The organism is Mycolicibacterium tokaiense (genome assembly GCF_010725885.1).
GTDB lineage: Bacteria > Actinomycetota > Actinomycetes > Mycobacteriales > Mycobacteriaceae > Mycobacterium > Mycobacterium tokaiense.
This window is the reverse complement of the sequence record NZ_AP022600.1, coordinates 4,198,229-4,218,235: the sequence shown is the minus strand read 5'-3', so window position 1 is coordinate 4,218,235 and position 20,007 is coordinate 4,198,229. Positions and strand designations below refer to the sequence as shown.

At 68.3% G+C, this 20,007-nt stretch carries 19 protein-coding genes; 8 read left to right on the top strand and 11 right to left on the bottom strand.

Annotation, left to right across the window (positions count from 1 at the left end):
• Positions 1 to 3: 3 nt before the first annotated feature.
• Complete coding sequence (gene aldR, locus G6N58_RS20555) at positions 4 to 519, bottom strand: HTH-type transcriptional regulator AldR (protein WP_068916454.1); 516 nt, start codon at positions 517 to 519, stop codon at positions 4 to 6.
• A gap of 98 nt (positions 520 to 617) precedes the next feature.
• On the opposite strand from aldR, the gene ald reads away from it, so the two are divergent.
• Entirely contained in the window at positions 618 to 1,730 is a 1,113-nt protein-coding gene (ald, locus tag G6N58_RS20550; protein ID WP_115281377.1) for an alanine dehydrogenase, read from the top strand.
• A gap of 102 nt (positions 1,731 to 1,832) precedes the next feature.
• The gene (locus G6N58_RS20545; RefSeq protein WP_115277485.1) at positions 1,833 to 2,387 is read left to right on the top strand and encodes a DUF4334 domain-containing protein; all 555 of its coding nucleotides are present in this window, start codon (positions 1,833 to 1,835) and stop codon (positions 2,385 to 2,387) included.
• A gap of 2 nt (positions 2,388 to 2,389) precedes the next feature.
• Here the strand turns inward: G6N58_RS20545 and bla are convergent, their stop codons facing one another.
• The 5 genes from bla to G6N58_RS20520 all read right to left on the bottom strand — a co-directional run bounded on the left by bla (position 2,390) and on the right by G6N58_RS20520 (position 8,538).
• Positions 2,390 to 3,268: a class A beta-lactamase gene (gene bla / locus G6N58_RS20540; protein ID WP_115281378.1), complete on the bottom strand. Its 879-nt coding sequence runs from the start codon at positions 3,266 to 3,268 to the stop codon at positions 2,390 to 2,392.
• Between the two features lie 17 nt (positions 3,269 to 3,285).
• Entirely contained in the window at positions 3,286 to 4,614 is a 1,329-nt protein-coding gene (locus tag G6N58_RS20535) for a M16 family metallopeptidase (protein WP_163908302.1), read from the bottom strand.
• Positions 4,592 to 6,859, bottom strand: a complete 2,268-nt coding sequence (locus G6N58_RS20530; RefSeq protein WP_115277486.1) for a polyribonucleotide nucleotidyltransferase — start codon at positions 6,857 to 6,859, stop codon at positions 4,592 to 4,594. Before G6N58_RS20530 ends, G6N58_RS20535 begins: the two co-directional genes overlap by 23 nt.
• Before the next feature lie 328 nt (positions 6,860 to 7,187).
• Positions 7,188 to 7,457 (bottom strand): 30S ribosomal protein S15, encoded by a 270-nt coding sequence (gene rpsO / locus G6N58_RS20525; RefSeq protein WP_060999682.1) that lies wholly within the window; start codon positions 7,455 to 7,457, stop codon positions 7,188 to 7,190.
• A gap of 103 nt (positions 7,458 to 7,560) precedes the next feature.
• Positions 7,561 to 8,538 carry a bifunctional riboflavin kinase/FAD synthetase gene (locus G6N58_RS20520; RefSeq protein WP_068916448.1) on the bottom strand — a complete coding sequence of 326 codons (978 nt, stop codon included), beginning with the start codon at positions 8,536 to 8,538 and terminating at the stop codon, positions 7,561 to 7,563.
• A gap of 91 nt (positions 8,539 to 8,629) precedes the next feature.
• On the opposite strand from G6N58_RS20520, the gene mntR reads away from it, so the two are divergent.
• Positions 8,630 to 9,328, top strand: coding sequence for a manganese-binding transcriptional regulator MntR (gene mntR, locus G6N58_RS20515; protein ID WP_232068127.1), 699 nt, complete (start codon positions 8,630 to 8,632; stop codon positions 9,326 to 9,328).
• A 1-nt stretch (position 9,329) separates the two neighbouring features.
• Here mntR and truB read toward each other — a convergent pair whose 3' ends face one another.
• From truB to pptH, 3 genes are read right to left on the bottom strand one after another with little or no spacing between them, the layout of a single operon-like run.
• Complete coding sequence (gene truB / locus G6N58_RS20510; RefSeq protein ID WP_264037778.1) at positions 9,330 to 10,220, bottom strand: tRNA pseudouridine(55) synthase TruB; 891 nt, start codon at positions 10,218 to 10,220, stop codon at positions 9,330 to 9,332.
• Positions 10,217 to 10,879 carry a 4'-phosphopantetheinyl transferase PptT gene (gene pptT, locus G6N58_RS20505; protein ID WP_115277487.1) on the bottom strand — a complete coding sequence of 221 codons (663 nt, stop codon included), beginning with the start codon at positions 10,877 to 10,879 and terminating at the stop codon, positions 10,217 to 10,219. The genes truB and pptT overlap by 4 nt, the downstream gene beginning before the upstream one ends.
• Entirely contained in the window at positions 10,876 to 11,838 is a 963-nt protein-coding gene (gene pptH, locus G6N58_RS20500) for an ACP phosphodiesterase PptH (protein ID WP_068916445.1), read from the bottom strand. Before pptH ends, pptT begins: the two co-directional genes overlap by 4 nt.
• A gap of 120 nt (positions 11,839 to 11,958) precedes the next feature.
• On the opposite strand from pptH, the gene G6N58_RS20495 reads away from it, so the two are divergent.
• The 5 genes from G6N58_RS20495 to G6N58_RS20475 are packed head-to-tail and all read left to right on the top strand — an operon-like array spanning position 11,959 to position 17,909.
• Positions 11,959 to 12,540 carry a DUF3558 domain-containing protein gene (locus G6N58_RS20495; protein ID WP_068916444.1) on the top strand — a complete coding sequence of 194 codons (582 nt, stop codon included), beginning with the start codon at positions 11,959 to 11,961 and terminating at the stop codon, positions 12,538 to 12,540.
• A gap of 29 nt (positions 12,541 to 12,569) precedes the next feature.
• Positions 12,570 to 14,177: a CocE/NonD family hydrolase gene (locus G6N58_RS20490; RefSeq protein ID WP_435406128.1), complete on the top strand. Its 1,608-nt coding sequence runs from the start codon at positions 12,570 to 12,572 to the stop codon at positions 14,175 to 14,177.
• A gap of 3 nt (positions 14,178 to 14,180) precedes the next feature.
• Positions 14,181 to 14,543 carry an MmcQ/YjbR family DNA-binding protein gene (locus G6N58_RS20485; RefSeq protein ID WP_115277488.1) on the top strand — a complete coding sequence of 121 codons (363 nt, stop codon included), beginning with the start codon at positions 14,181 to 14,183 and terminating at the stop codon, positions 14,541 to 14,543.
• Between the two features lie 43 nt (positions 14,544 to 14,586).
• Positions 14,587 to 16,806 (top strand): MMPL family transporter, encoded by a 2,220-nt coding sequence (locus G6N58_RS20480; protein ID WP_115277489.1) that lies wholly within the window; start codon positions 14,587 to 14,589, stop codon positions 16,804 to 16,806.
• Complete coding sequence (locus G6N58_RS20475) at positions 16,803 to 17,909, top strand: methyltransferase (RefSeq protein ID WP_115277490.1); 1,107 nt, start codon at positions 16,803 to 16,805, stop codon at positions 17,907 to 17,909. Before G6N58_RS20480 ends, G6N58_RS20475 begins: the two co-directional genes overlap by 4 nt.
• Positions 17,910 to 17,962: 53 nt before the next feature.
• Here the strand turns inward: G6N58_RS20475 and G6N58_RS20470 are convergent, their stop codons facing one another.
• Both G6N58_RS20470 and G6N58_RS20465 read right to left on the bottom strand, forming a co-directional pair.
• Complete coding sequence (locus tag G6N58_RS20470; RefSeq protein ID WP_115277491.1) at positions 17,963 to 18,994, bottom strand: pyridoxal phosphate-dependent aminotransferase; 1,032 nt, start codon at positions 18,992 to 18,994, stop codon at positions 17,963 to 17,965.
• Positions 18,991 to 20,004, bottom strand: a complete 1,014-nt coding sequence (locus G6N58_RS20465; RefSeq protein ID WP_115277492.1) for a 3-oxoacyl-ACP synthase III family protein — start codon at positions 20,002 to 20,004, stop codon at positions 18,991 to 18,993. Before G6N58_RS20465 ends, G6N58_RS20470 begins: the two co-directional genes overlap by 4 nt.
• Positions 20,005 to 20,007 lie beyond the last annotated feature (3 nt).

Here is a 20,007-nt window from a genome sequence, read left to right as displayed (position 1 = left end):
CGGTCACAGCGGCGCGGCACCACGCAGATGCTCGAAGATCAGCGAGGTCTGGGTGCCGGCCACGTCGGTATCGGCGTTGAGGTTCTCCACCACGAAGGCCCGCAGGTCGTTGATGTCGCGGGCAGCGACGTGCAGGATGAAATCGTCGGCGCCGGCCAGGAAGTAGACGTCCATCACCTGAGGCTTGCGCCGGATCTGTCCGATGAAGTGCCGGATCTTGCCGCGGGCGTTGGACTGCAGGCTCACCGAGATCATGGCCTGCAGCGAGAGCCCGACGGCTGCGGGATCGATGTCGGTGTAGAAGCCCCGGATCACCCCCAGCTCTTGCAACCGCCGCACCCGGCCGTGGCAGGTCGACGCCGCGATCCCGACCGCCTCGGCCAGGGCGCTGTTGGAGATGCGCGCATCACCATGCAGGACGTTGAGAATCCGCCGGTCCACCTCGTCGAGATCACCAGGCCGAACATCCTTCGACGTGGACGGTCCACGATCGCGCATTCCCGCCGATTCTTCTGCCATGTAAGCAACCTAGCGAATCATCGTCGAGATCGTTGCCATCCGATCGATGTTTCTTCAAAATTGATGACAACCAGACAGCCCCACACACAGGAGTGATCATGCGCGTCGGCATCCCGACCGAGATCAAGAACAACGAGTTCCGCGTCGCCATCACCCCCGCGGGTGTGGCCGAACTCGTCCGCCGCGGCCACGATGTCGCCGTCCAGGCCGGCGCCGGCGAGGGATCCGCCATCGCCGACACCGATTTCAAGGCCGCGGGCGCCGAGATCGTGACCGGCGCCGAGCAGGTGTGGGCCGAGTCCGACCTCCTGCTGAAGGTGAAAGAACCGATCGAGGCCGAGTACGCCCGGATGCGCAAGGGCCAGACCCTGTTCACGTATCTGCACCTGGCCGCGTCCAAGCCGTGCACCGACGCCCTGCTGGCCTCGGGCACCACCTCCATCGCCTACGAGACCGTGCAGACCGCCGACGGGGCCTTGCCCCTGCTGGCGCCGATGAGTGAGGTCGCCGGCCGACTGTCCGCCCAGGTGGGCGCCTACCACCTGATGCGCACCCAGGGTGGACGCGGTGTCCTGATGGGCGGCGTGCCCGGTGTCGCCGCGGCCAACGTCGTGGTGATCGGTGGCGGCATGGCCGGCGTCAACGCCGCGCGGGTGGCCAAGGGCATGGGCGCGGCGGTCACCGTCTTCGACCTGAACATCAACACGCTGCGCAAGATCGACGCCGAATTCGGCGGCACCATCGCCACGCGCTACTCATCAGCGCTCGATCTCGAGGCCGCCGTCACCGCCGCCGACCTGGTGATCGGCGCCGTGCTGGTACCTGGCGCCAAGGCCCCCAAGCTGATCACCAATTCGACAGTGGCACAGATGAAGTCGGGCGCTGTGCTGGTCGACATCGCCATCGACCAGGGCGGCTGCTTCGAGGATTCCCGGCCCACCACGCACGACGACCCGACGTTCACCGTGCACGACACGGTGTTCTACTGCGTGGCCAACATGCCGGGCTCGGTGCCGCGCACCTCCACCTTCGCGCTCACCAACTCGACCATGCCGTACGTGCTCAAGCTCGCCGACAAGGGCTGGCAGGAGGCCTGCAGGACCGACGCCGCACTGGCCAAGGGCCTGTCCACTCACGAAGGTGCGCTGCTGTCGGAACAGGTGGCCACCGATCTGGAGCTGCCGTTCACCGATCCCGCCTCGGTGCTCTAGACCATTCGCTCCGCAACTCGCCCGGTCGGCTGACAAGCCGGCCGGGCGATGTCGTTTCCCACACCCGATCGTCAATTGACAGGTGTCAAGTATGGTGGAGCCATGATGCTGAGTGACGTCCTCCCGAGCGCACCCACCACCACTGCCGAGGCGCTGGCCGTCTTCGACGCCGCCCCGCCGGTGGCTCCGGAGTTCATGATCGGCACCTGGCACGGCGCCGAACTGCCCACCGGCCACCCCCTCGACGGGTTCCTGGCCGCCAGCGGCTGGTGGGGCAAGCAGTTCCTCGACTCCGAGACCGTGCACCCGCTGCTGTTCCCCACCGCGGACGGCGCCGGGCTGTGGGCACTCAATCCGGTGCTGGCGTTCGGCGGCCTCGGGGTGGCCGCGAAGCTACCCGGGGTCAAGAGCCGGTCGTTCAAGAAACCGATCTCCACCATGCGGTCGGTGTTGCAGACCCGCGCCCCGAAGGCCCGGCTGCGCACCACCCGCTACCGCGGTACCGACACCGCCACGATGATCTACGACCAGCTGCCCATCAGCGACGTGTTCCGGCAGCTGTCCGAGGACGCCGTGATCGGCGCGATGGACCTGCGCGGCTCGTCGCGTCCGTATTTCTTCGTACTGCGCCGCGACGACTCGCGCAGACTTGTCTAGCCTCAGAGGTTCTGTAGCACCAGGGTCGCGATCTCCGGCATGACCGGACGGAAGCCCTCGGCGTCGGGGTCGTCGGAGGCCGAGCGCAGCATCACCGACAGCAGCACCGCGCGCCCGTCGGGACCGAAGGCCACGCCGATGTCGTTGGTGGTGCCGTAATCGCCGCTGCCGGTCTTGTCGGCGAACGTCCAGTCAGCTGGTAGCCCCGGGCGCAGGCTCGACGTGGTGTTGGCCAGCATCCAGTCCATCAGTTGCGTGCGGGCCTGCGGCTCGAGGGCATCCCCGGTGATCAGCGCCCGGAAACCGTTGCCCAGCGCTGTCGGGGTGCTGGTGTCGCGCGGATCCCCGGGCACCGCGGAGTTCAACTCGGTCTCCCAGCGATCGAGCCGGGTCTCCTGATCGCCGATGCTGCGGGCGAATTCCGTGATGGCCGGCGGACCGCCGATCTGGTGCAACAGGTAGTTGGCGCCGGCGTTGTCGCTGACCTGCAGCACGGCCGCGCACAGCTCGGCCAGCGTGATGGTGTGTCCGACCCGGGTCTCGGTGACCGGTGAATTCGGCAGCAGGTCTTCGGCGCGGACGGTCACGGTGTCGGTCATCGCGAATTCACCACGCGCCGCCGCCTGCAACGTGCGGGCAGCCAGATAGGCCTTGAACGTCGAACACACCGCAAACCGCTCGTTCTCGCGGTGTACCAACGTCCGCCCGGTCTGCAGGTCGACGGCGTACAGCCCCACCATCGCGTTGTGGCGCCGCTCCAGTTCGGCCAGCCGCTCGGCTGCCGGGGCCGCCTCGGCGCGCGCCAGAGGTGCACTCAGCGCGGCCATCGCCGTCAGGGTGAGGCCTCCGGCCAGGACGTTTCTCCGCGACAGTCGATGCATGACCGCCACGCTACACGTCAGCCTGTGATGCGTCGAAGACGTTGCGGCAGAGTCCGTTTGGTGACGCCGGAACCCAGTACCGCGGCGCCGAACTGCTTGGTCAGCAAAGACCGCGCCACCGCGTTCACCTCTTCCAGTGTCACTGCGTCGATCTGCTCCAAGCTCTCCGAGAGACTGCGATGACGCCCGTAGTTCAGCTCACCACGGCCCAACCGGTGCATCCGGGACGCGGAATCTTCTAGTCCGAGCACCATTCCGCCGCGCAGCGAGCCCTTGGCGATGCGGCACTCGTTCTCGGTGATCCCGTCGCGCGCAACCACCTCGAGCACGTCGGCGGTGACGGCCACCACCTCGTCGAAGCGTTCCGGCAAACATCCGGCATACACCGACAGCGCCCCACTGTCGGAGAAGGTGTCCACCGAGGAGTACACCGAGTAGGCCAACCCGCGCGACTCGCGAATCTGCTGGAACAGGCGAGAACTCAGCCCGCCGCCGAGCGCGGTGTTGAGCACCGTCAGCGCCCAGCGGTGCTCCCAGTACCGACCGGGGGTACGCACCCCGAGAAGCATGTGAGTCTGTTCTGAATCTCGTTGCACCACTTGCAGGTTCGGATAACCCCCGACCCGGCCCGTGCCCTTGCGATGCTGCTGGGGCTCCTTACCGGTCACCAGGTGCGGGCCGAAGTGCTCGCGCACCAGCGCCACCACCTCGTCGTGGTCGATGTTGCCCGCCACCGCCACCACCATGCGCTCCGGGGTGTACCGCCGCACGTGGAAGGAGTGCAGCTGGGCGCGGGTCATCGCCTCGATGGATTCGACGCTGCCGATCACCGGGCGCCCCACGGGATGGCGACCGAACATGGCCGCCAAGAACACATCTCCCAGCGCATCCTCGGGATCGTCGTCGCGCATGGCGATCTCCTCGAGCACGACGTCACGCTCGAGCTCGACATCCTCAGGCGCGCAACGCCCGTTGAGCACCACATCGGCCACCAGGTCCACGGCCAGGGACAGGTCGTTGTCCAGGACGTGGGCGTAGTAGCAGGTGTGCTCCTTGGCCGTGAAAGCGTTCAGCTCCCCGCCGACGGCATCCACCGACTGCGCGATGTCCACCGCGGACCGGGTGGGCGTGGACTTGAACAGCAGGTGTTCCAGGAAATGGGCCGCACCTGCGACCGTCGGCCCCTCGTCGCGGGACCCGACACCGACCCACACCCCGACCGACGCCGAGCGCACGGACGGGACGAATTCGGTGACGACGCGGAGACCACCGGGCAGCGTGGTACGCCGAACCCCGGTGGCCTCCGCGACGGACTCTCCGTTGTTACGAACTGGTGGTCGCAGCATCGGCAGGTGCGGAATCGGTTGCACCCGTTCCGTTTCCTTCCGCAGCAGTCTCATCCTCGGCCACCAGGACCAGCGAGATCTTGCCGCGGTTGTCGATGTCGGCGATCTCCACGCGGAGCTTGTCGCCCACCTTGGCCACGTCCTCGACCTTGGCGATCCGCTTGCCGCGGCCCAGCTTGCTGATGTGCACCAGCCCATCGCGACCCGGCAGCAGCGAGACGAAGGCACCGAAGTCGGTGGTCTTCACCACGGTGCCCAGGAAGCGCTCGCCCACCTTGGGCAGCTGCGGGTTGGCGATGGCGTTGATCTTGTCGATCGCCGCCTGCGCCGACGGGCCGTCGGCCGCACCGACGAACACCGTGCCGTCGTCCTCGATGGAGATCTGGGCGCCGGTCTCCTCGGTGATCGAGTTGATCATCTTGCCCTTGGGCCCGATGACCTCGCCGATCTTGTCCACGGGCACCTTGATGGTGGTGATCCGCGGCGCGTACGGGCTCATCTCGTCCGGCGCGTCGATGGCCTCGGCCATGACCTCGAGGATGGTGATGCGCGCGTCCTTGGCCTGGGCCAGGGCGCCCGCGAGCACCTGGGAGGGGATGCCGTCGAGCTTGGTGTCGAGCTGCAGGGCGGTGACGAAATCCTTGGTACCTGCACACTTGAAGTCCATGTCGCCGAAGGCATCCTCGGCGCCGAGGATGTCGGTCAGCGTGACGAAACGACGCTCGGTCTTGCCGTCGACCTCGACATCATCGGAGACCAGACCCATCGCGATACCGGCCACCGGAGCCTTGAGCGGCACACCGGCGTTCAGCAGCGACAGGGTGGAGGCACACACCGAGCCCATCGAGGTGGAACCGTTGGAGCCCAACGCTTCCGACACCTGGCGGATGGCGTAGGGGAACTCCTCGACGCTGGGCAGCACGGGCATCAGGGCCCGCTCGGCCAGCGCTCCGTGGCCGATCTCGCGGCGCTTGGGCGAGCCGACGCGGCCGGTCTCACCGGTCGAGAACGGCGGGAAGTTGTAGTGGTGCATGTAGCGCTTGGACGTCTCCGGTCCCAGCGAATCGATCTGCTGGGCCATCTTGACCATGTCGAGGGTGGTGACGCCCATGATCTGGGTCTCGCCGCGCTCGAACAGCGCGCTGCCGTGCGCGCGGGGGATGATGGCCACCTCGGCCGACAGCGCGCGGATGTCGGTGACCCCACGGCCGTCGATGCGGAAGTGGTCGGTCAGGATGCGCTGGCGCACCAGCTTCTTGGTCAGTGACCGGTAGGCAGCGCCGATCTCCTTCTCGCGGCCGGCGAACTGCTCGCCGAGGCGCTCGAGGACCTCGGCCTTGATCTCGTTGGTGCGGTCGTCCCGCTCGGCCTTGCCGGCGATCTGCAGGGCCTTGGACAGCTCATCGGTGGCCACCGAGGCCACCGCGTAGTACACGTCGTCCTGGTAGTCCGGGAACACCGGGTACTCGGCGGTCGCCTTACCGGCGGCCTCATGGAGCGCCTGCTGGGCGTCGCACAGGGTGGCGATGAACGGCTTGGCGGCCTCGAGGCCCTCGGCCACAACGGTTTCGGTGGGGGCACCGGCACCGGCGGCGATCAGGTCGATCACGTTGTCGGTGGCTTCGGCCTCGACCATCATGATCGCGACGTCATCGCCGGCCTTACGCCCGGCGACCACCATGTCGAACACCGCGTTCTCGAGCTGCTCGACCGTCGGAAAGGCGACCCACTGGCCTTCGATGAGCGCGACGCGGACGCCGCCGACCGGGCCGGAGAACGGCAGACCGGAGATCTGGGTGGATGCCGACGCGGCATTGATCGCCAGCACGTCGTACAGGTCCTTGGGGTCGAGGCTCAGGACCGTGACCACGACCTGGATCTCGTTGCGCAGACCCGAGATGAACGTCGGGCGCAGCGGCCGGTCGATCAGACGGCAGGTCAGGATCGCGTCGGTGGAGGGGCGGCCTTCACGGCGGAAGAAGGATCCGGGGATGCGCCCCGCGGCGTACATCCGCTCCTCGACGTCGATGGTCAAGGGGAAGAAATCGAAGTGGTCTTTGGGGGTCTTGCTGGCGGTGGTGGCGCTCAGCAGCATGGTCTCGTCGTCGAGGTAGGCAACGACGGCGCCGGCGGCCTGCTGGGCCAGCCTGCCGGTCTCGAATCGGATGGTGCGGGTGCCGAAGCTCCCGTTGTCGATGACGGCGGTGGCTTCGAACACGCCTTCGTCAATTTCAGCTGCAGACATAGAGGACCGTCTGGGCCTTCCTGGGTTGTTTCTTCACATGGTTTCGCGTCGTCACGCGTCAACCCCAGTGGCTACGGCCGTCGATCGAAGCTGTCGGGCTCTCCTTGAGGAGCCCGGCAGCCACTACCGAAGACCGCCCACCTGGATGGGTCGATCATGACGAGCCGGAACGGCGACGCGGTGTGCGTCTCGTACCTGCCGCCTGCGCCGGCTGACCGGCGCAGAACAGCCCTACTCTACACCCCGACTTGCAGGGTTCGAGAATCTGTGCAGGCACCACAAAACCCGCCACCGTGCGCGGCACGGTGGCGGGTGCGGAGTGTCTGCGTCAGCGACGCAGGCCCAAACGCTCGATCAGCGAGCGGTAGCGCGCGACGTCGACCTGGGCAACGTACTTCAGCAGCCGGCGACGACGACCCACCAGCAGCAGCAGACCGCGCCGCGAGTGGTGATCGTGCTTGTGCTGCTTGAGGTGTTCGGTGAGATCCGAGATGCGCTTGGTCAGCAGTGCGACCTGCGCCTCGGGGGAACCGGTGTCGGTGTCATGCAGACCGTACTGGCCCAGGATCTCTTTTTTCTGCTCGGCGGTAAGCGCCACGATGTCACTCTTTTCTCACGGTCCGCGTAGGAACGACAACCCCGGCCGCCGCGAACTGCAGCACGGGTGGATACCGCCGCAGAGCTTAGCAGCGAGACCCTGCTCAGACAGAATCGGCGAGGATCGCCCTGGTCTTCTCGACATCGCGCTTCATGGTGGTGACCAGGTCGTCGACGTCCTCGAACTTCTCCTGCCCGCGGATGCGGGAGACGAAATCGACGGCCACGTGCTGGCCGTAGAGGTCGGCCGCGGTGTCGAGCACGAAGGCCTCAACCGTGCGGGTGCGTCCGGAGAAGGTGGGGTTGGTGCCCACCGACACCGCGGCCTCGTACCGCTCGCCCGGGATGACGGTGCCCATCACGGGGCCGTGACCGAGGACCGTGAACCACGCGGCGTACACGCCGTCGGCCGGGATGGCCGAGTACATCGGCGGCGCCACGTTGGCGGTCGGGAAGCCGAGCACCTTGCCGCGGCCGTCACCGCGCACCACCACACCCTCGACGCGGTGCGGGCGTCCCAGCGCTTCGGTGGCGGCCACCACGTCACCGGCGTCCACGCAGGAGCGGATGTAGGTCGATGAGAAGGTCACCGTCTCGGTCGAATGCTGGTCGGCCACCAGCGACATCCCCTCCACGGCGAAGCCGAGGCGTTCGCCGGCCTTGCGCAGCTGCGCGACGTCGCCGGCGGCCTTCTTGCCGAACGTGAAGTTCTCCCCCACCACCACCTCGACCACATGGAGCCGCTCGACGAGCAGTTCGTGGATGTAGCGCTCGGGGGTGAGTTTCATGAAGTCGGTGGTGAACGGCATCACCAGGAAGACGTCGATACCGAGTTGCTCGGCGAGTTCGGCGCGCCGGGTCAGTGTGGTGAGCTGCGCGGGGTGGCTGCCCGGGAACACCACTTCCATCGGGTGCGGGTCGAAGGTCATCAGCACTGCGGGCACTCCCCGCGCCCGCGCCGACTTGACCGCACGCGCGATCAGCTCGGCGTGCCCCCGGTGTACCCCGTCGAACACGCCGATGGTGAGAACACACCTGCCCCAGTCAGAGGGAATCTCGTCTTGTCCCCGCCACCGCAACACGCGCCCAGCCTACGGTGCCCGGCCCGGGCCGGCGCCTCTGGAGTCCCACGACAGGTGAAGGATGCCTAAACTTTCGGGTGTGACGCCGGACGTGAGCCCCGAGACCGGGACCCCCGACCTCTCGACAGTGGCCCAGGATTACCTCAAGACCATCTGGACGGCGCAGGAGTGGTCACACGACAAGGTCAGCACGAAGATGCTGGCCGAACGCATCGGCGTGTCGGCCAGCACTGCGTCGGAGTCCATCCGCAAGCTGGCCGATCAGGGCCTGGTGGACCACGAGAAGTACGGTGCGGTGACGCTCACCGAACGAGGCCGCCGGGCTGCGGTGTCGGTGGTGCGCAGGCACCGGCTGCTGGAGACGTTCCTGGTCAGCGAACTCGGCTACAGCTGGGACGAGGTGCACGACGAGGCCGAGATCCTGGAACACGCCGTCTCCGACCTGATGATGGCGCGCATCGACGCCAAGCTGGGCTACCCGCAGCGCGACCCGCACGGCGACCCCATCCCGGGATCGGACGGTCAGGTGCCCACGCCGCCCGCGCAGCCGCTGTCGGAATGCCGCGACGGGGACCACGGCGCTGTGGCCCGGATCAGCGACTCCGATCCGGAGATGCTGCGGTACTTCGACGATGTGGGCATCGCCCTGGACGCCCACGTGTCGGTGCTGGCGCGCCGGGATTTCGCCGGCACGGTGTCGGTGTCGATCCGCGACGGGGACGGCGGCGAACGCACCGTTGAGCTCGGCAGCCCCGCCGCTCAGTCGATCTTCATCGTCCGGTGCACCTGAGCTATAGCGTGGACGGCCGGATGACCACCACCGACGTGGTGCGACGGCCGCTGTCGCGCAGCAGAGCCATCACCCGCCCGTCCGGAGCCACCGCGGCGTAGATCCCGTCGAGTCCCGTTGCCGGCAACGGCTTTCCGTGACTGACCGCCACTGCCTCGTCATCGCTGAGATCGTGGCGCGGAAACGCCTGCAGGCACGCCTGATCCAGCGAGTAACTCAGGTGCGGGACGTCGGCGAGCTGGTCCAGCGTGCGGGCCTGGGCCAAGCCGAACCCACCCACCCGGGTGCGGCGCAGGGCGCTCAGGTGCCCGCCGACGCCCAGCGCGGCACCGATGTCGCGGGCCAGCGCGCGGATGTAGGTGCCCGACGAGCAGTCCACCACCACATCCAGATCGATGCGGCCCGGGGTGCGCCGGATGTCGAGGACGTCGAACCGGTCGATGGTCACCGTCCGCGCGGCCAGTTCCACCGTCTCGCCGTCGCGGGCAAGTTGGTAGGCGCGTTTGCCTGCCACCTTGATGGCGCTGACGGTCGATGGCACCTGCTCGATGGTGCCGCGCAGCGCGGCGATCTCGGCGTGCAACTGGTCGTCGGCGAGCAGATCTGCCGGAACAGACTGCAGCACTTCACCTTCGGCGTCATCGGTGGACGTGGACTGACCCAGCCGGATGGTGCCGAGGTAGGTCTTGGACTCGCCGGCCACCAGCCCCAGGAGCTTGGTGGCCCGCTCGATTCCGATCACCAGCACGCCGGTGGCCATCGGGTCCAGCGTTCCCGCGTGCCCCACCTTGCGGGTACCGAAGATGCGCCGGCACCGGCTCACCACGTCGTGGCTGGTCATCCCGCCCGGCTTGTCCACCACGACGATGCCGGGTTCCGGAGGCGCTGTCACAGGGTGATCGCCGTCAACACCAGGCCGCCCGCCACCGACCACCGGCCGCGCAGCCGGGCCACGGGAGGCCCGCGCTCGGCCGCCGGGTCGATCAGGATCTCGGACTCGAAGCTACCGGTGTGCCCCGGGCCGTCCACCGCGAACGTGATGTGGGCGTCCTCGAAACCCAACCAGCGGTGGGTCAGCGGAAACCAGGCCTTGTAGGTGGCCTCCTTGGCGCAGAACAGGATTCGATCCCAGTGCAGTCCACCGCGTAGCAGGGAGATCTCGGCGCGCTCGACCGGCAGGCTGATGGCGCCCAGCACCCCGTCGGGCAGCACGTCGTGCGGCTCGGCGTCGATGCCCAGCGAGCGCACCGCGCTACGGTGCGCCACGACCGCGCCGCGGTAACCCGTGCAGTGGGTCAGGCTACCCACCACCCCGTCGGGCCAGCAGGGTTCGCCCTTGTCTCCCTTGAGGATCGGCACCTCGGGTTCGCCGAGCTCGGCCAGTGCCAGCCGGGCGCAGTGGCGCACCGTGACGAACTCGTTGCGCCGCTTGGCCACCGATTTGGCCACCAGCGGCGCCTCCTCGGGCAGCGGCTGCAGATCAGGGGGGTCGGCGTAGACCTCGGCGGAGCGGACCGTCTCCGGCACCACCACATCGAGCAGTTTGGTCATGACTTCCTAGTGCGCAGACGTTCGCGCAGCTGTTCGGACTGCGCCTTCATCTCGGGGGTGATCTCGAAGTGCCCGCCGAAGTCGTTGAGGTACCCCGGCGCGTACCTGGGGTCGGGCAGGATCTGGCGCAACCAGCGATACGGCTTGCGGCGCCGCCATTCCCGCGGGTAACCCACCGACACCTCTTCGAAGCGGACGCCGTCATACCAGGTGGTGCGGGGGATGTGCAGATGCCCGTACACCGAGCACAGCGCGTTGTAGCGGGTGTGCCAGTCCCTGGTCTCGGTGGTGCCGCACCACAGCGCGAACTCGGGGTAGAACAACACGTCGCAGGGCTCGCGCACCAGCGGGAAGTGGTTCACCAGCACCGTGGGGGTCATCCAGTCCAGGTCCTCGAGCCGCTTCCTGGTGTGCGCCAACCGGTCTCGACACCAGGCGTCCTTGGTGGCGTAGGGCTCGCTGGACATCAGGAACTCGTCGGTGGCCACCACGTTGTTCTCGCGCGCGATCGCCAGGCCCTCGCTCTTGGTGGCCGCGCCGGCGGGCAGGAACGTGTAGTCGTACAACACGAACATCGGCACGATGGTGGCCGGGCCACCCTCGTCGGTCCACACCGGGAACGGGTGCTCCGGGGTGACGATGCCCATCTCGTCGCACATCTGCACCAGGTAGTCGTAGCGGGCACGGCCGAACACCTGCATCGGGTCTTTACCGGTGGTCCACAGCTCGTGGTTGCCGGGCACCCAGATCACCTTGGCGAACCGCTTGCGCAGCAGATCCAGCGACCACCGGATGTCGTCGGTGCGCTCGGCGACATCGCCGGCGACGATCAGCCAGTCATCCGGGGAGGACGGGTACAACGACTCGGTGACCGGCTTGTTGCCGGTGTGTCCGGTGTGCAGGTCGCTGATCGCCCACAGGGTCGGCCGGTTGCGGCTTGGCAGGTCATGGGTCGACACAACGCTCCAGCCTAATGAAGTCGCCCGGGTGGCCGTAACGCCGACGCCCCCGCACGCGAAACTAGAACAGGTTCTCACGGCGACTTGTACACTCAACGCTCGTCGAAAGAAGGGGATGGGATGCTCACCAGGATGCGGTTGCTCGCAGCACTGGGCGCCGTGTTCGCCGCGGTGGTCATCATGGTCGGCAACCCCGCACCCGCTCCCATCGCCACCGATGTGGCATTGCGCGGTACCGGCGCGCCGTACCCGCTGGCCACCACCACCATCAAGTGGCCGGTACTCGAGACCACCGACCCCTCCCCCTTCGAACCGTGCCGCGACCTGCCGATCGACGTTCTCGACACCATCGGTCTGGCGTTCACCCCACCTGAGATCGAGACCATCAACCGCTGCAAGCTGGATGCGGGCAACTATCAGATGGCCGTCGAAGCGGTGGTCTGGCGCAGCTTCGAACAGACCTTGCCGCCGGATGCCGTGGAACTCGACATCGCCGGGCACCGGGCCGCGCAGTACTGGATCATGAAGCCCACCGACTGGAACAACCGCTGGTGGTTCACCTGCATGGTGGCCTTCAAGACCAGCTATGGGCTGATCCAGCAGTCCCTGTTCTACTCCCCCATCTACTCCGAACCGGACGTCGACTGCATGGCGGAGAACATGCGCCGGGCCAACGAATTGGCCCCGCACTACGTCTACTGACTTACCGGGCGCGCGCTAGCCTCGGTGCGGTGACTCGCCTGGCCCGCCTGTTCGGTTCCGCACTCAGCCGCGTTGCGGGCACTCCGCCGCCCAGCACGTCGTACCAGGTGACCCGCGGGATCCCGATCCCGATGCGGGACGGGGTGACACTGCTGGCCGACCACTACGCACCCGCCACCCCGATCGGCACCCTGCTGGTGCGCGGCCCCTACGGCAGACGCTGGCCGTTCACCGCCCTCTATGCGGCGGTGTACGCGGCCCGCGGCTACCACGTGATCCTGCAGAGCGTGCGCGGCACCTTCGGATCCGGCGGAGAGTTCGACCCGGTGGTCGACGAGGCGGCCGACGGCGCCGACACTGCCGCCTGGTTGCGCGAACAGCCCTGGTTCACCGGATCCTTCGGCACTGTCGGGCTGTCCTACCTCGGTGCCACCCAGTGGGCGCTGCTGCAGGATCCGCCGCCGGAGATGTCCGCCGCGGTCATCGTGGTGGGCCCCCACGACTTCGCCGCCACCACCTGGGGCACCGGGTCGTTCGCGGCCAACGACTTCCTGGGCTGGAGCTATCTGGTGGCCAACCAGGAGGATCCCAACCGGCTGCGATCACTGGTGCGCCAGCTGGGGGCCCGGCGCACCGTGGCGCGGGCCGTCGCCGAGGTCCCGACGGGGCCGGCCGGACGCCGGCTCCTCGGCGACGGCGCCCCGTGGTGGGAGTCCTGGGTGGACCACCCGGACCCGGCCGACGAGTTCTGGGACCGGTACCGCTGGCCGCGGGCCCTGGACGAATCCCGGGTGCCGGTGCTGGTCATCGGAGGCTGGCAGGACCTGTTCCTCGAGCAGACCCTGGCGCAGTACCGGGCACTGCGCGACCGCGACGTCGACGTGGCTCTGACCGTGGGCCCGTGGACGCACTCACACATGGTGGGCAAGGCCGCCGGGCCGGTACTGCGGGAATCGCTGCAATGGTTGAACAGCCACGTCGGCGGCCGCCCGGAGTCGCCGCGCAGCCCGGTGCGCATCTGCGTGACCGGTGGCGGCGGGTGGCGCGAGCTGCCCGACTGGCCACCGGCGCTGTCCCCTGCGGTGCTGCATCTGCGCGCCGGTGGCCGACTGTCGGACCAACCGGAACCCGACGACACAGCCGCCGCGCAGTTCACCTTCGATCCGCGCGACCCCACCCCGACGATCGGTGGACGGTTGCTCTCCGCCAGCAGCGGGCGCCGCCGCGACGACCGCCTGGCCCGCCGCTGCGACGTGGCGACCTTCACCGGGCCCACGCTGGAGTCCGAGCTGGTGGTGATCGGCACCCCGGTCGCCGAGATCGAGCACAGTGCCGACCTCGCGCACGTCGATCTCTTCGTCCGGATCAGCGAGGTGGACGCCAAGGGCCGCTCCCGCAATGTCAGCGACGGTTACGTGCGCCTCGATGCGTCGCAGGGATCACAGCGGGTGACGGTCGACCTCGACCCGATCGCGCACCGGTTCGCGCCAGGCTCGGCCATCCGGTTGCTCGTCGCCGGCGGCTGGGTCCCGCGGTTCGCCCGCAACGTGGGTTCCGGCACCACTGCGGCCGCCACGCACACCCTGCAGCTACGCCCGTCGCGGGTGTCGCTGCCCGCCGAACCGACCCTCCCCTGACCCATGGCCCGGCGCGCCCGCTGCACCATCGAGGACTTCACCGACCTGGTGGGTCAGCTCGACGAGGTCGCCCGCAGCAACCACCGCAACTACGCCAAGTTCACGGTGTCGGCGAAGACCTTCGCCTACCTGTGGCCGCAGACCAGCACCGTCGGACTGCGCCAGACCATCGCCGAACAGCTGGCTCTGGTGGCCGAGCGGCCGGCGACGTTCGAAATCCAGTTCACCTCGGGTGATTTCGGGTGGGTGGTGGTGCACCTGAACAAAGTGCGGCGCGACGAGCTGGCCGAGCTGACCTTCGAGGCATGGCGGTTGACGGCACCGGAACCGTTGGTGATCGCCCGCGCCGACCGGTTGCCGCACTGAGCCACCGGCGAAGCAATCGGTCGCCGCACCCGTTGTTGAAGGTGTGCTGCACCGATCCGCCACGCTGGCGCTCACCGCTCCCCGGCGCGTCATCGCACTTGTCGCACTGGTGATGGCCGCCGCGGCGATCTTCGGGATCCCCGCGGCGAACAGTCTGTCCAGCGGCGGATTCGAGGATCCGGACTCGGAATCGGCGCGCGCCGGTGAGCTGCTGCGCGACACGTTCGGCCGCAGCGACATGCAACTGATCATGACCGTGACCGGCGCCGCCGACAGCACGACCACCCGGGATACCGCACTGACCGTCAGCCGGCTGCTGGACACCAGCCCCGACGTGCTCTCGGTGGTCTCGCCCCGGACCGGGGTGATCATCGCCGAGATCGACGGCGACGACACCGACGCCCCCGAACATGCTCGGCAGCTGGCGGATTCGATCGATTCCGCGCTGGCTCCCCTCCCGCCGGACGTCACGGTACGCGCCGGCGGGTCCGCCCTGGTATACGCCCAGATCAACGAACAGACCCAGCGTGACCTGGTGATGATGGAACTCGTCGCCCTGCCGGTGAGCTCCGTGGTGCTGGTGTGGGTTTTCGGAGGTCTGCTGGCGGCAGCGGTTCCGATCGCCGTCGGGGCGTTGTGCATCGTGGCATCGATGGCGGTGCTGCGGCTGCTCGCGCTGGTCACCGATGTCTCCGTCCTCGCGTTGAACCTCTGCACCGCTCTGGGTTTCGCACTCGCCATCGACTACACGCTGCTGATCGTCAGCCGCTACCGCGATGAGCTCGCTGACGGCCAGATCCCACAACGCGCGCTGGTGCGCACCATGGCCACCGCGGGACACACCGTCATCTTCTCCGCGGTCACGGTGGTGTTGTCGATGGCGGCGATGGCGCTGTTCCCCATGCAGGTGCTGAAGTCGTTGGCCTACGCCGGAGTTGCCACCGTGTTCTTCGCCGCGCTCGCGGCGATCGTCGTCACGCCCGCGGCACTGGTTCTGCTGGGCCCACGACTGGACCGCTTCGACGTGCGTACCCCGGTGCGCCGCGCCCTGCGGCTGAACCCCGCAGCACCGGGCCGCGTCGGTGACCGGTTCTGGTACCGCAGCGCACGCTTCGCCATGCGCCACGCCATCGTCCTGGGCATCACGGCGGTCGCGGTGCTGATGCTGGTCGGCGCCCCTTTCGCCGGTGTCCGATGGGGTTTCCCCGACGACCGCGTGCTCCCGGCCTCGGCGTCGGCACACCAGGTCGGCGACCAACTGCGCACCCAATCCCCCATCAGCAACCCGGTGACCGTCGTGATCACCGAGGCCCGCGGTGTCACACCGGCGGACGTCGACCGGTATGCCGTCGACCTGTCGCTGGTCCCGGACGTGGCAGCCGTGACCACCACCACCGCGACCTTCGTCACCGGTGTCCGGGCCGGGCCACCGGCCGCCCCCGCCGGGAAGAGCGCCGACAGTGTGTACCTCACCGTCGACAGCACCGCACCGCTGTTCTCCGAGGCCTCCGAGCGCCAACTCGACCGGTTGCACGCCGTGGCGGGCCCGGCCGGGCGGACCGTGGAGCTGGCCGGTGTCGCCCAGGTGAACCGCGACAGTGTCGCGGCCATCACCGCGCATCTGCCCTGGGTCCTCGGGCTCATCGCGGTGGTCACGCTGACGCTGCTGTTCCTGCTGACCGGCAGCGTCGTCTTGCCGGTGAAGGCGCTGGTGCTCAACGTCTTGTCGCTGTCGGCCACCTTCGGGGCGCTGGTGTGGATCTTCCAGGACGGCCACCTGGGGGCCCTGGGCACCACATCCACCGGCACGCTGGTGGCCAACATTCCGGTGTTGTTGTTCTGCATTGCATTCGGGCTCTCCATGGACTACGAGGTGTTCCTGGTCTCACGGATCCGCGAATTCTGGCTCGTCAGCGGCAGAACCCGGGCCGACAACGACGAGAGTGTGGCACTGGGGCTGGCCCACACCGGCCGGGTGATCACGGCAGCCGCACTGCTGATGTCCATTTCCTTCGCCGCGCTCACCACCGCGGAGGTGTCTTTCCTCCGCATGTTCGGCCTCGGACTGACCGTGGCGGTATTGGTGGACGCGACGCTGGTGCGGATGATCCTGGTGCCCGTTTTCATCCACCTGCTGGGCCGGTGGAACTGGTGGGCGCCCACGAGCTTGATGACACTGCGCCGGCGCCTCGGCATGGGCGACGAGGCCCGTGCACCAGGACCCGGCACGATCACCCCCAACACGCGAAGGATCTCCCGATGACTTTCTCCGACAGGGCTGTTCGCCGAGTGCCGCCGGTATGGCTGGCCCGCTCGGTCGAAGCGGTCCGCAACGGGCTGCGTAAGGCCAACCTGAAATCCGTGCCGCCACCGGTCGGAATCCTGGACGCCACCATGGGAAGCGTCGCCGGCGCCCAGACGATCTACGCCGCGGCGCAGCTCGGCATCGCCGATACCCTGGCCGACGGCCCGCTGACCGCCGAGGCGATCGCCGCGCGCATCGGAACCCATCCCGGCGCGACGGAGCGGCTGCTGCGGGCCCTGACCATGCAGTCGGTCTTCACCCGTCGCCGTGACGGGACCTACCAGCTGACCGCCACCGCACAGGCACTGCGCAGTGATTCGCCGATGTCGGTGCGGCCGCTGCTGCTGATGCTCAGCCACCCGTTGTACTGGGAACACTGGGGCCGTCTCGCCGAGTCGGTGCGCACCGGTGACTCCAGTCTTCAAGCGGCATACGGGATGCCACTGTTCGAGTGCCTCGAGCACGAGCCCGACGTCGCACAGGTCTTCAACGATGCGATGACGTGTACCAGCGCACTGGTGACCCCGCCGCTGCTGGCGGCCTACGACTTCACCGATGCCGGCACGGTGGTGGACATCGGCGGCGGCAACGGCAGGCTGCTCTCGGCGATCCTGCGCGCCGCTCCCCTGACCCGCGGAGTGCTGTTCGACCTGGCCGGCACCGAAACCGAAGGTCGCGCCCATCTCCGGGCCGAGGGGCTCGGTGACCGCAGCGAGGTGCGCACCGGCTCGTTCTTCGACACGGTGCCCCACGGCGGTGATGTCTACGTACTCAAGCACATCCTGCACGACTGGGACGACGCCGACGCCGGCCGGATCCTGGGCCGGGTGCGCGCCGCCATGGCACCCGGGGCCAGGCTGCTGGTCATCGAGGCGGTGCTGCCTGCCGGTAATCGGCCGCACCTGGGCAAATTCCTGGACCTCGACATGTTGATCTTCGCGGGCGGCCGCGAGCGCACCGCCGCAGAATACGAGAAGCTGCTGGGCACTCACGGTTTCCGGCTGAACCGGCTGATCCCGACCGCCAGCCATGTCTCCATCATCGAAGCCGTCGGCTGCTGACACAACAACACGAGGGAGGCACCGAAACCGGTGCCTCCCTCGTGTTGTCCGCGCTACTGCGCAACTGCTCGCACCGCCCGCAGCACAGCGCGGCTGGACGTGCGCTCACCGACGGTGATCCGGACCCCACCGTCGCCGTAGGACCGCACCCGCAGTCCGCTGTCGGCGAAGACCTCTGGCCACGGTATGTCGCGCCGGGGCAGGTAGAGGAAGTTGGCGTGTGAACTGGTGCTGACGACTCCCAGATTGCTGAGCTGCGAGCGCAGGAAGTTCCGCTCGGCGGACACCGCAGCCACCCGGCGCCGCAGCTGGTCCTCGGCCGCGTAGGACGCCGTGACCGCGGCCACCCCGGTGCTGGCGGTCCCGAACGGCATCTGCATCGCCCAGAGTGTGCGGGCCAGCTCCGGTGCGCAGAAGCCGTATCCCACCCGGATCCCGGCCAGCCCGTAGGCCTTCGAGAAGGTGCGCACCACAACCACGTTCGGGAACTGTGCGATGATCACCCGGGTGTCCAGGCGCAGCTGCCGCGCCACGAACTCGATGTAGGCCTCGTCGATCAGCACGACGGTCTCCGCGGGCACCCGCAGCAGAAAGCGGTGGACGTCGGCGGGCGTTTCGAGGGTGCCGGTGGGATTGTGCGGCCGGCACAGCACCACCACCCTGGCGCCGGCGGCCGCGTCGGCCATGGCGTCCAGATCGTGGTGTCCGCGCCGGTCGAGGGAAATGACCACGGGGCTCAGGCGGGCCATCCTCGCCAGGATCGGATAGCCGTCGAACGTCGGTGTGCTCAGCACGATCTGATCACCCGGGCTGGTGACTGCGGAGAGCACCTGCATCGCCACGCCCGTCGCACCGGCGCCGATCACCACCTGCCCCGCGTCGACGCCGATGTGGGACCCGATCACCCGCCGGAGGCGCTCGGGCAGGAACTCCGGATAACGGTTGGCAGCCCGCACGGCGTTGTCGATCGCCTCGCGCACACTGGGCAACGGCGGGAACGGATTCTCGTTGAGCGACAACGCCGTCGGGTCGACAGGCATGGGCTGCTCGTCCTGGCCGAGGTCGAGGCGCAGCGCCCCGGTCATGGCCGGCCTCCCCAGCGGACGGCGGCCGCCCCGGCGAAGTCACCGGCGTGGGCGAAGCCCGCCATCATCACGGTGTCACCGGCGGTGACCTGACCGTCGTTGATGGCGGCCTCGAAGTTGACCGGGATCCCGACGCCGAAGAGGTTGCCGCACTGGTGGAACGTGTCGCGGTGACGCTCCCGCGGCACCTCCAGAGCCTCGTTCCAGTTTCGCAGGAACACCCGGTTCGGCTGATTGGTGACGAGCAGATCGAGGTCCCTCGACTTGACGCCGATGCGGTCGCAGACCGCCGAAGCCACCTCGGGAACCAATCTGTTGCCCCGGGCCAGCACCTGGGTGATCTTGGCTTCGGTGAAACTGACGTATCCCTGCCCGGTGCCCGCCTGCCACCACTGCCGGGGCGGGTCAGCGGCCAGCGTCATGTCACCGGCGTGCTCGCCGTAGTAGCGGCACTCCACGTCCAGGATGGGTGAGCGGTCGGACACCTCGAGGAGCCCCACCGCGGCGCCGTCGCCGGGAACCGACGACTGCGCTTTGGTGCGGACCTCGGTCTGGTCGAAGACCTTGCCCGCGCAGGTCTGTGAGACGGCGATCAGGGCGGTGCGGCCGGCACCGGCGGCCAGCATCTGACGGGCGAGCTTGAGCATCAGGACGAAAGAGGCGCAACCGCCGTTGTGGACATCGATGATCCATTCGGGGTTCATGCCGAGCCGGTGGGCGATCTCGCCGCCCGCGCCCATGATCGGAAGGTCCGGCAGCTGCGAGTGGGTGAGCAGGATGTCGACGTCGGCGAGCACGTCTGAGCCGTGGCGTGACACCAGACCGGCGCAGGCCCGGGCCACCATGTCGGTGTTGGTCTGATCCGGGGCGGCGTGGTGACGATATTCCGGTGCCCGGAACATCAGGTTCTCCCGGAGGTCGTCGGTGCCGGCGAAGTGCGCGTAATAGTCTGCCGGGACCCGGTTTCGGGGCAGGTAGGTCGACACATCGACCAGGCTCACGGTGTTCATCGG

Bases quoted from the DNA above. Each gene is read 5' to 3' on its own strand.
- aldR (WP_068916454.1), bottom strand. From the start codon at position 519: ATGGCAGAAGAATCGGCGGGAATGCGCGATCGTGGACCGTCCACGTCG.
- ald (WP_115281377.1), top strand. From the start codon at position 618: ATGCGCGTCGGCATCCCGACCGAGATCAAGAACAACGAGTTCCGCGTC.
- G6N58_RS20545 (WP_115277485.1), top strand. From the start codon at position 1,833: ATGATGCTGAGTGACGTCCTCCCGAGCGCACCCACCACCACTGCCGAG.
- bla (WP_115281378.1), bottom strand. From the start codon at position 3,268: ATGCATCGACTGTCGCGGAGAAACGTCCTGGCCGGAGGCCTCACCCTG.
- G6N58_RS20535 (WP_163908302.1), bottom strand. From the start codon at position 4,614: ATGCTGCGACCACCAGTTCGTAACAACGGAGAGTCCGTCGCGGAGGCC.
- G6N58_RS20530 (WP_115277486.1), bottom strand. From the start codon at position 6,859: ATGTCTGCAGCTGAAATTGACGAAGGCGTGTTCGAAGCCACCGCCGTC.
- pptT (WP_115277487.1), bottom strand. From the start codon at position 10,879: ATGACCAAACTGCTCGATGTGGTGGTGCCGGAGACGGTCCGCTCCGCC.
- G6N58_RS20495 (WP_068916444.1), top strand. From the start codon at position 11,959: ATGCTCACCAGGATGCGGTTGCTCGCAGCACTGGGCGCCGTGTTCGCC.
- G6N58_RS20485 (WP_115277488.1), top strand. From the start codon at position 14,181: ATGGCCCGGCGCGCCCGCTGCACCATCGAGGACTTCACCGACCTGGTG.
- G6N58_RS20475 (WP_115277490.1), top strand. From the start codon at position 16,803: ATGACTTTCTCCGACAGGGCTGTTCGCCGAGTGCCGCCGGTATGGCTG.
- G6N58_RS20470 (WP_115277491.1), bottom strand. From the start codon at position 18,994: ATGACCGGGGCGCTGCGCCTCGACCTCGGCCAGGACGAGCAGCCCATG.
- G6N58_RS20465 (WP_115277492.1), bottom strand. From the start codon at position 20,004: ATGAACACCGTGAGCCTGGTCGATGTGTCGACCTACCTGCCCCGAAAC.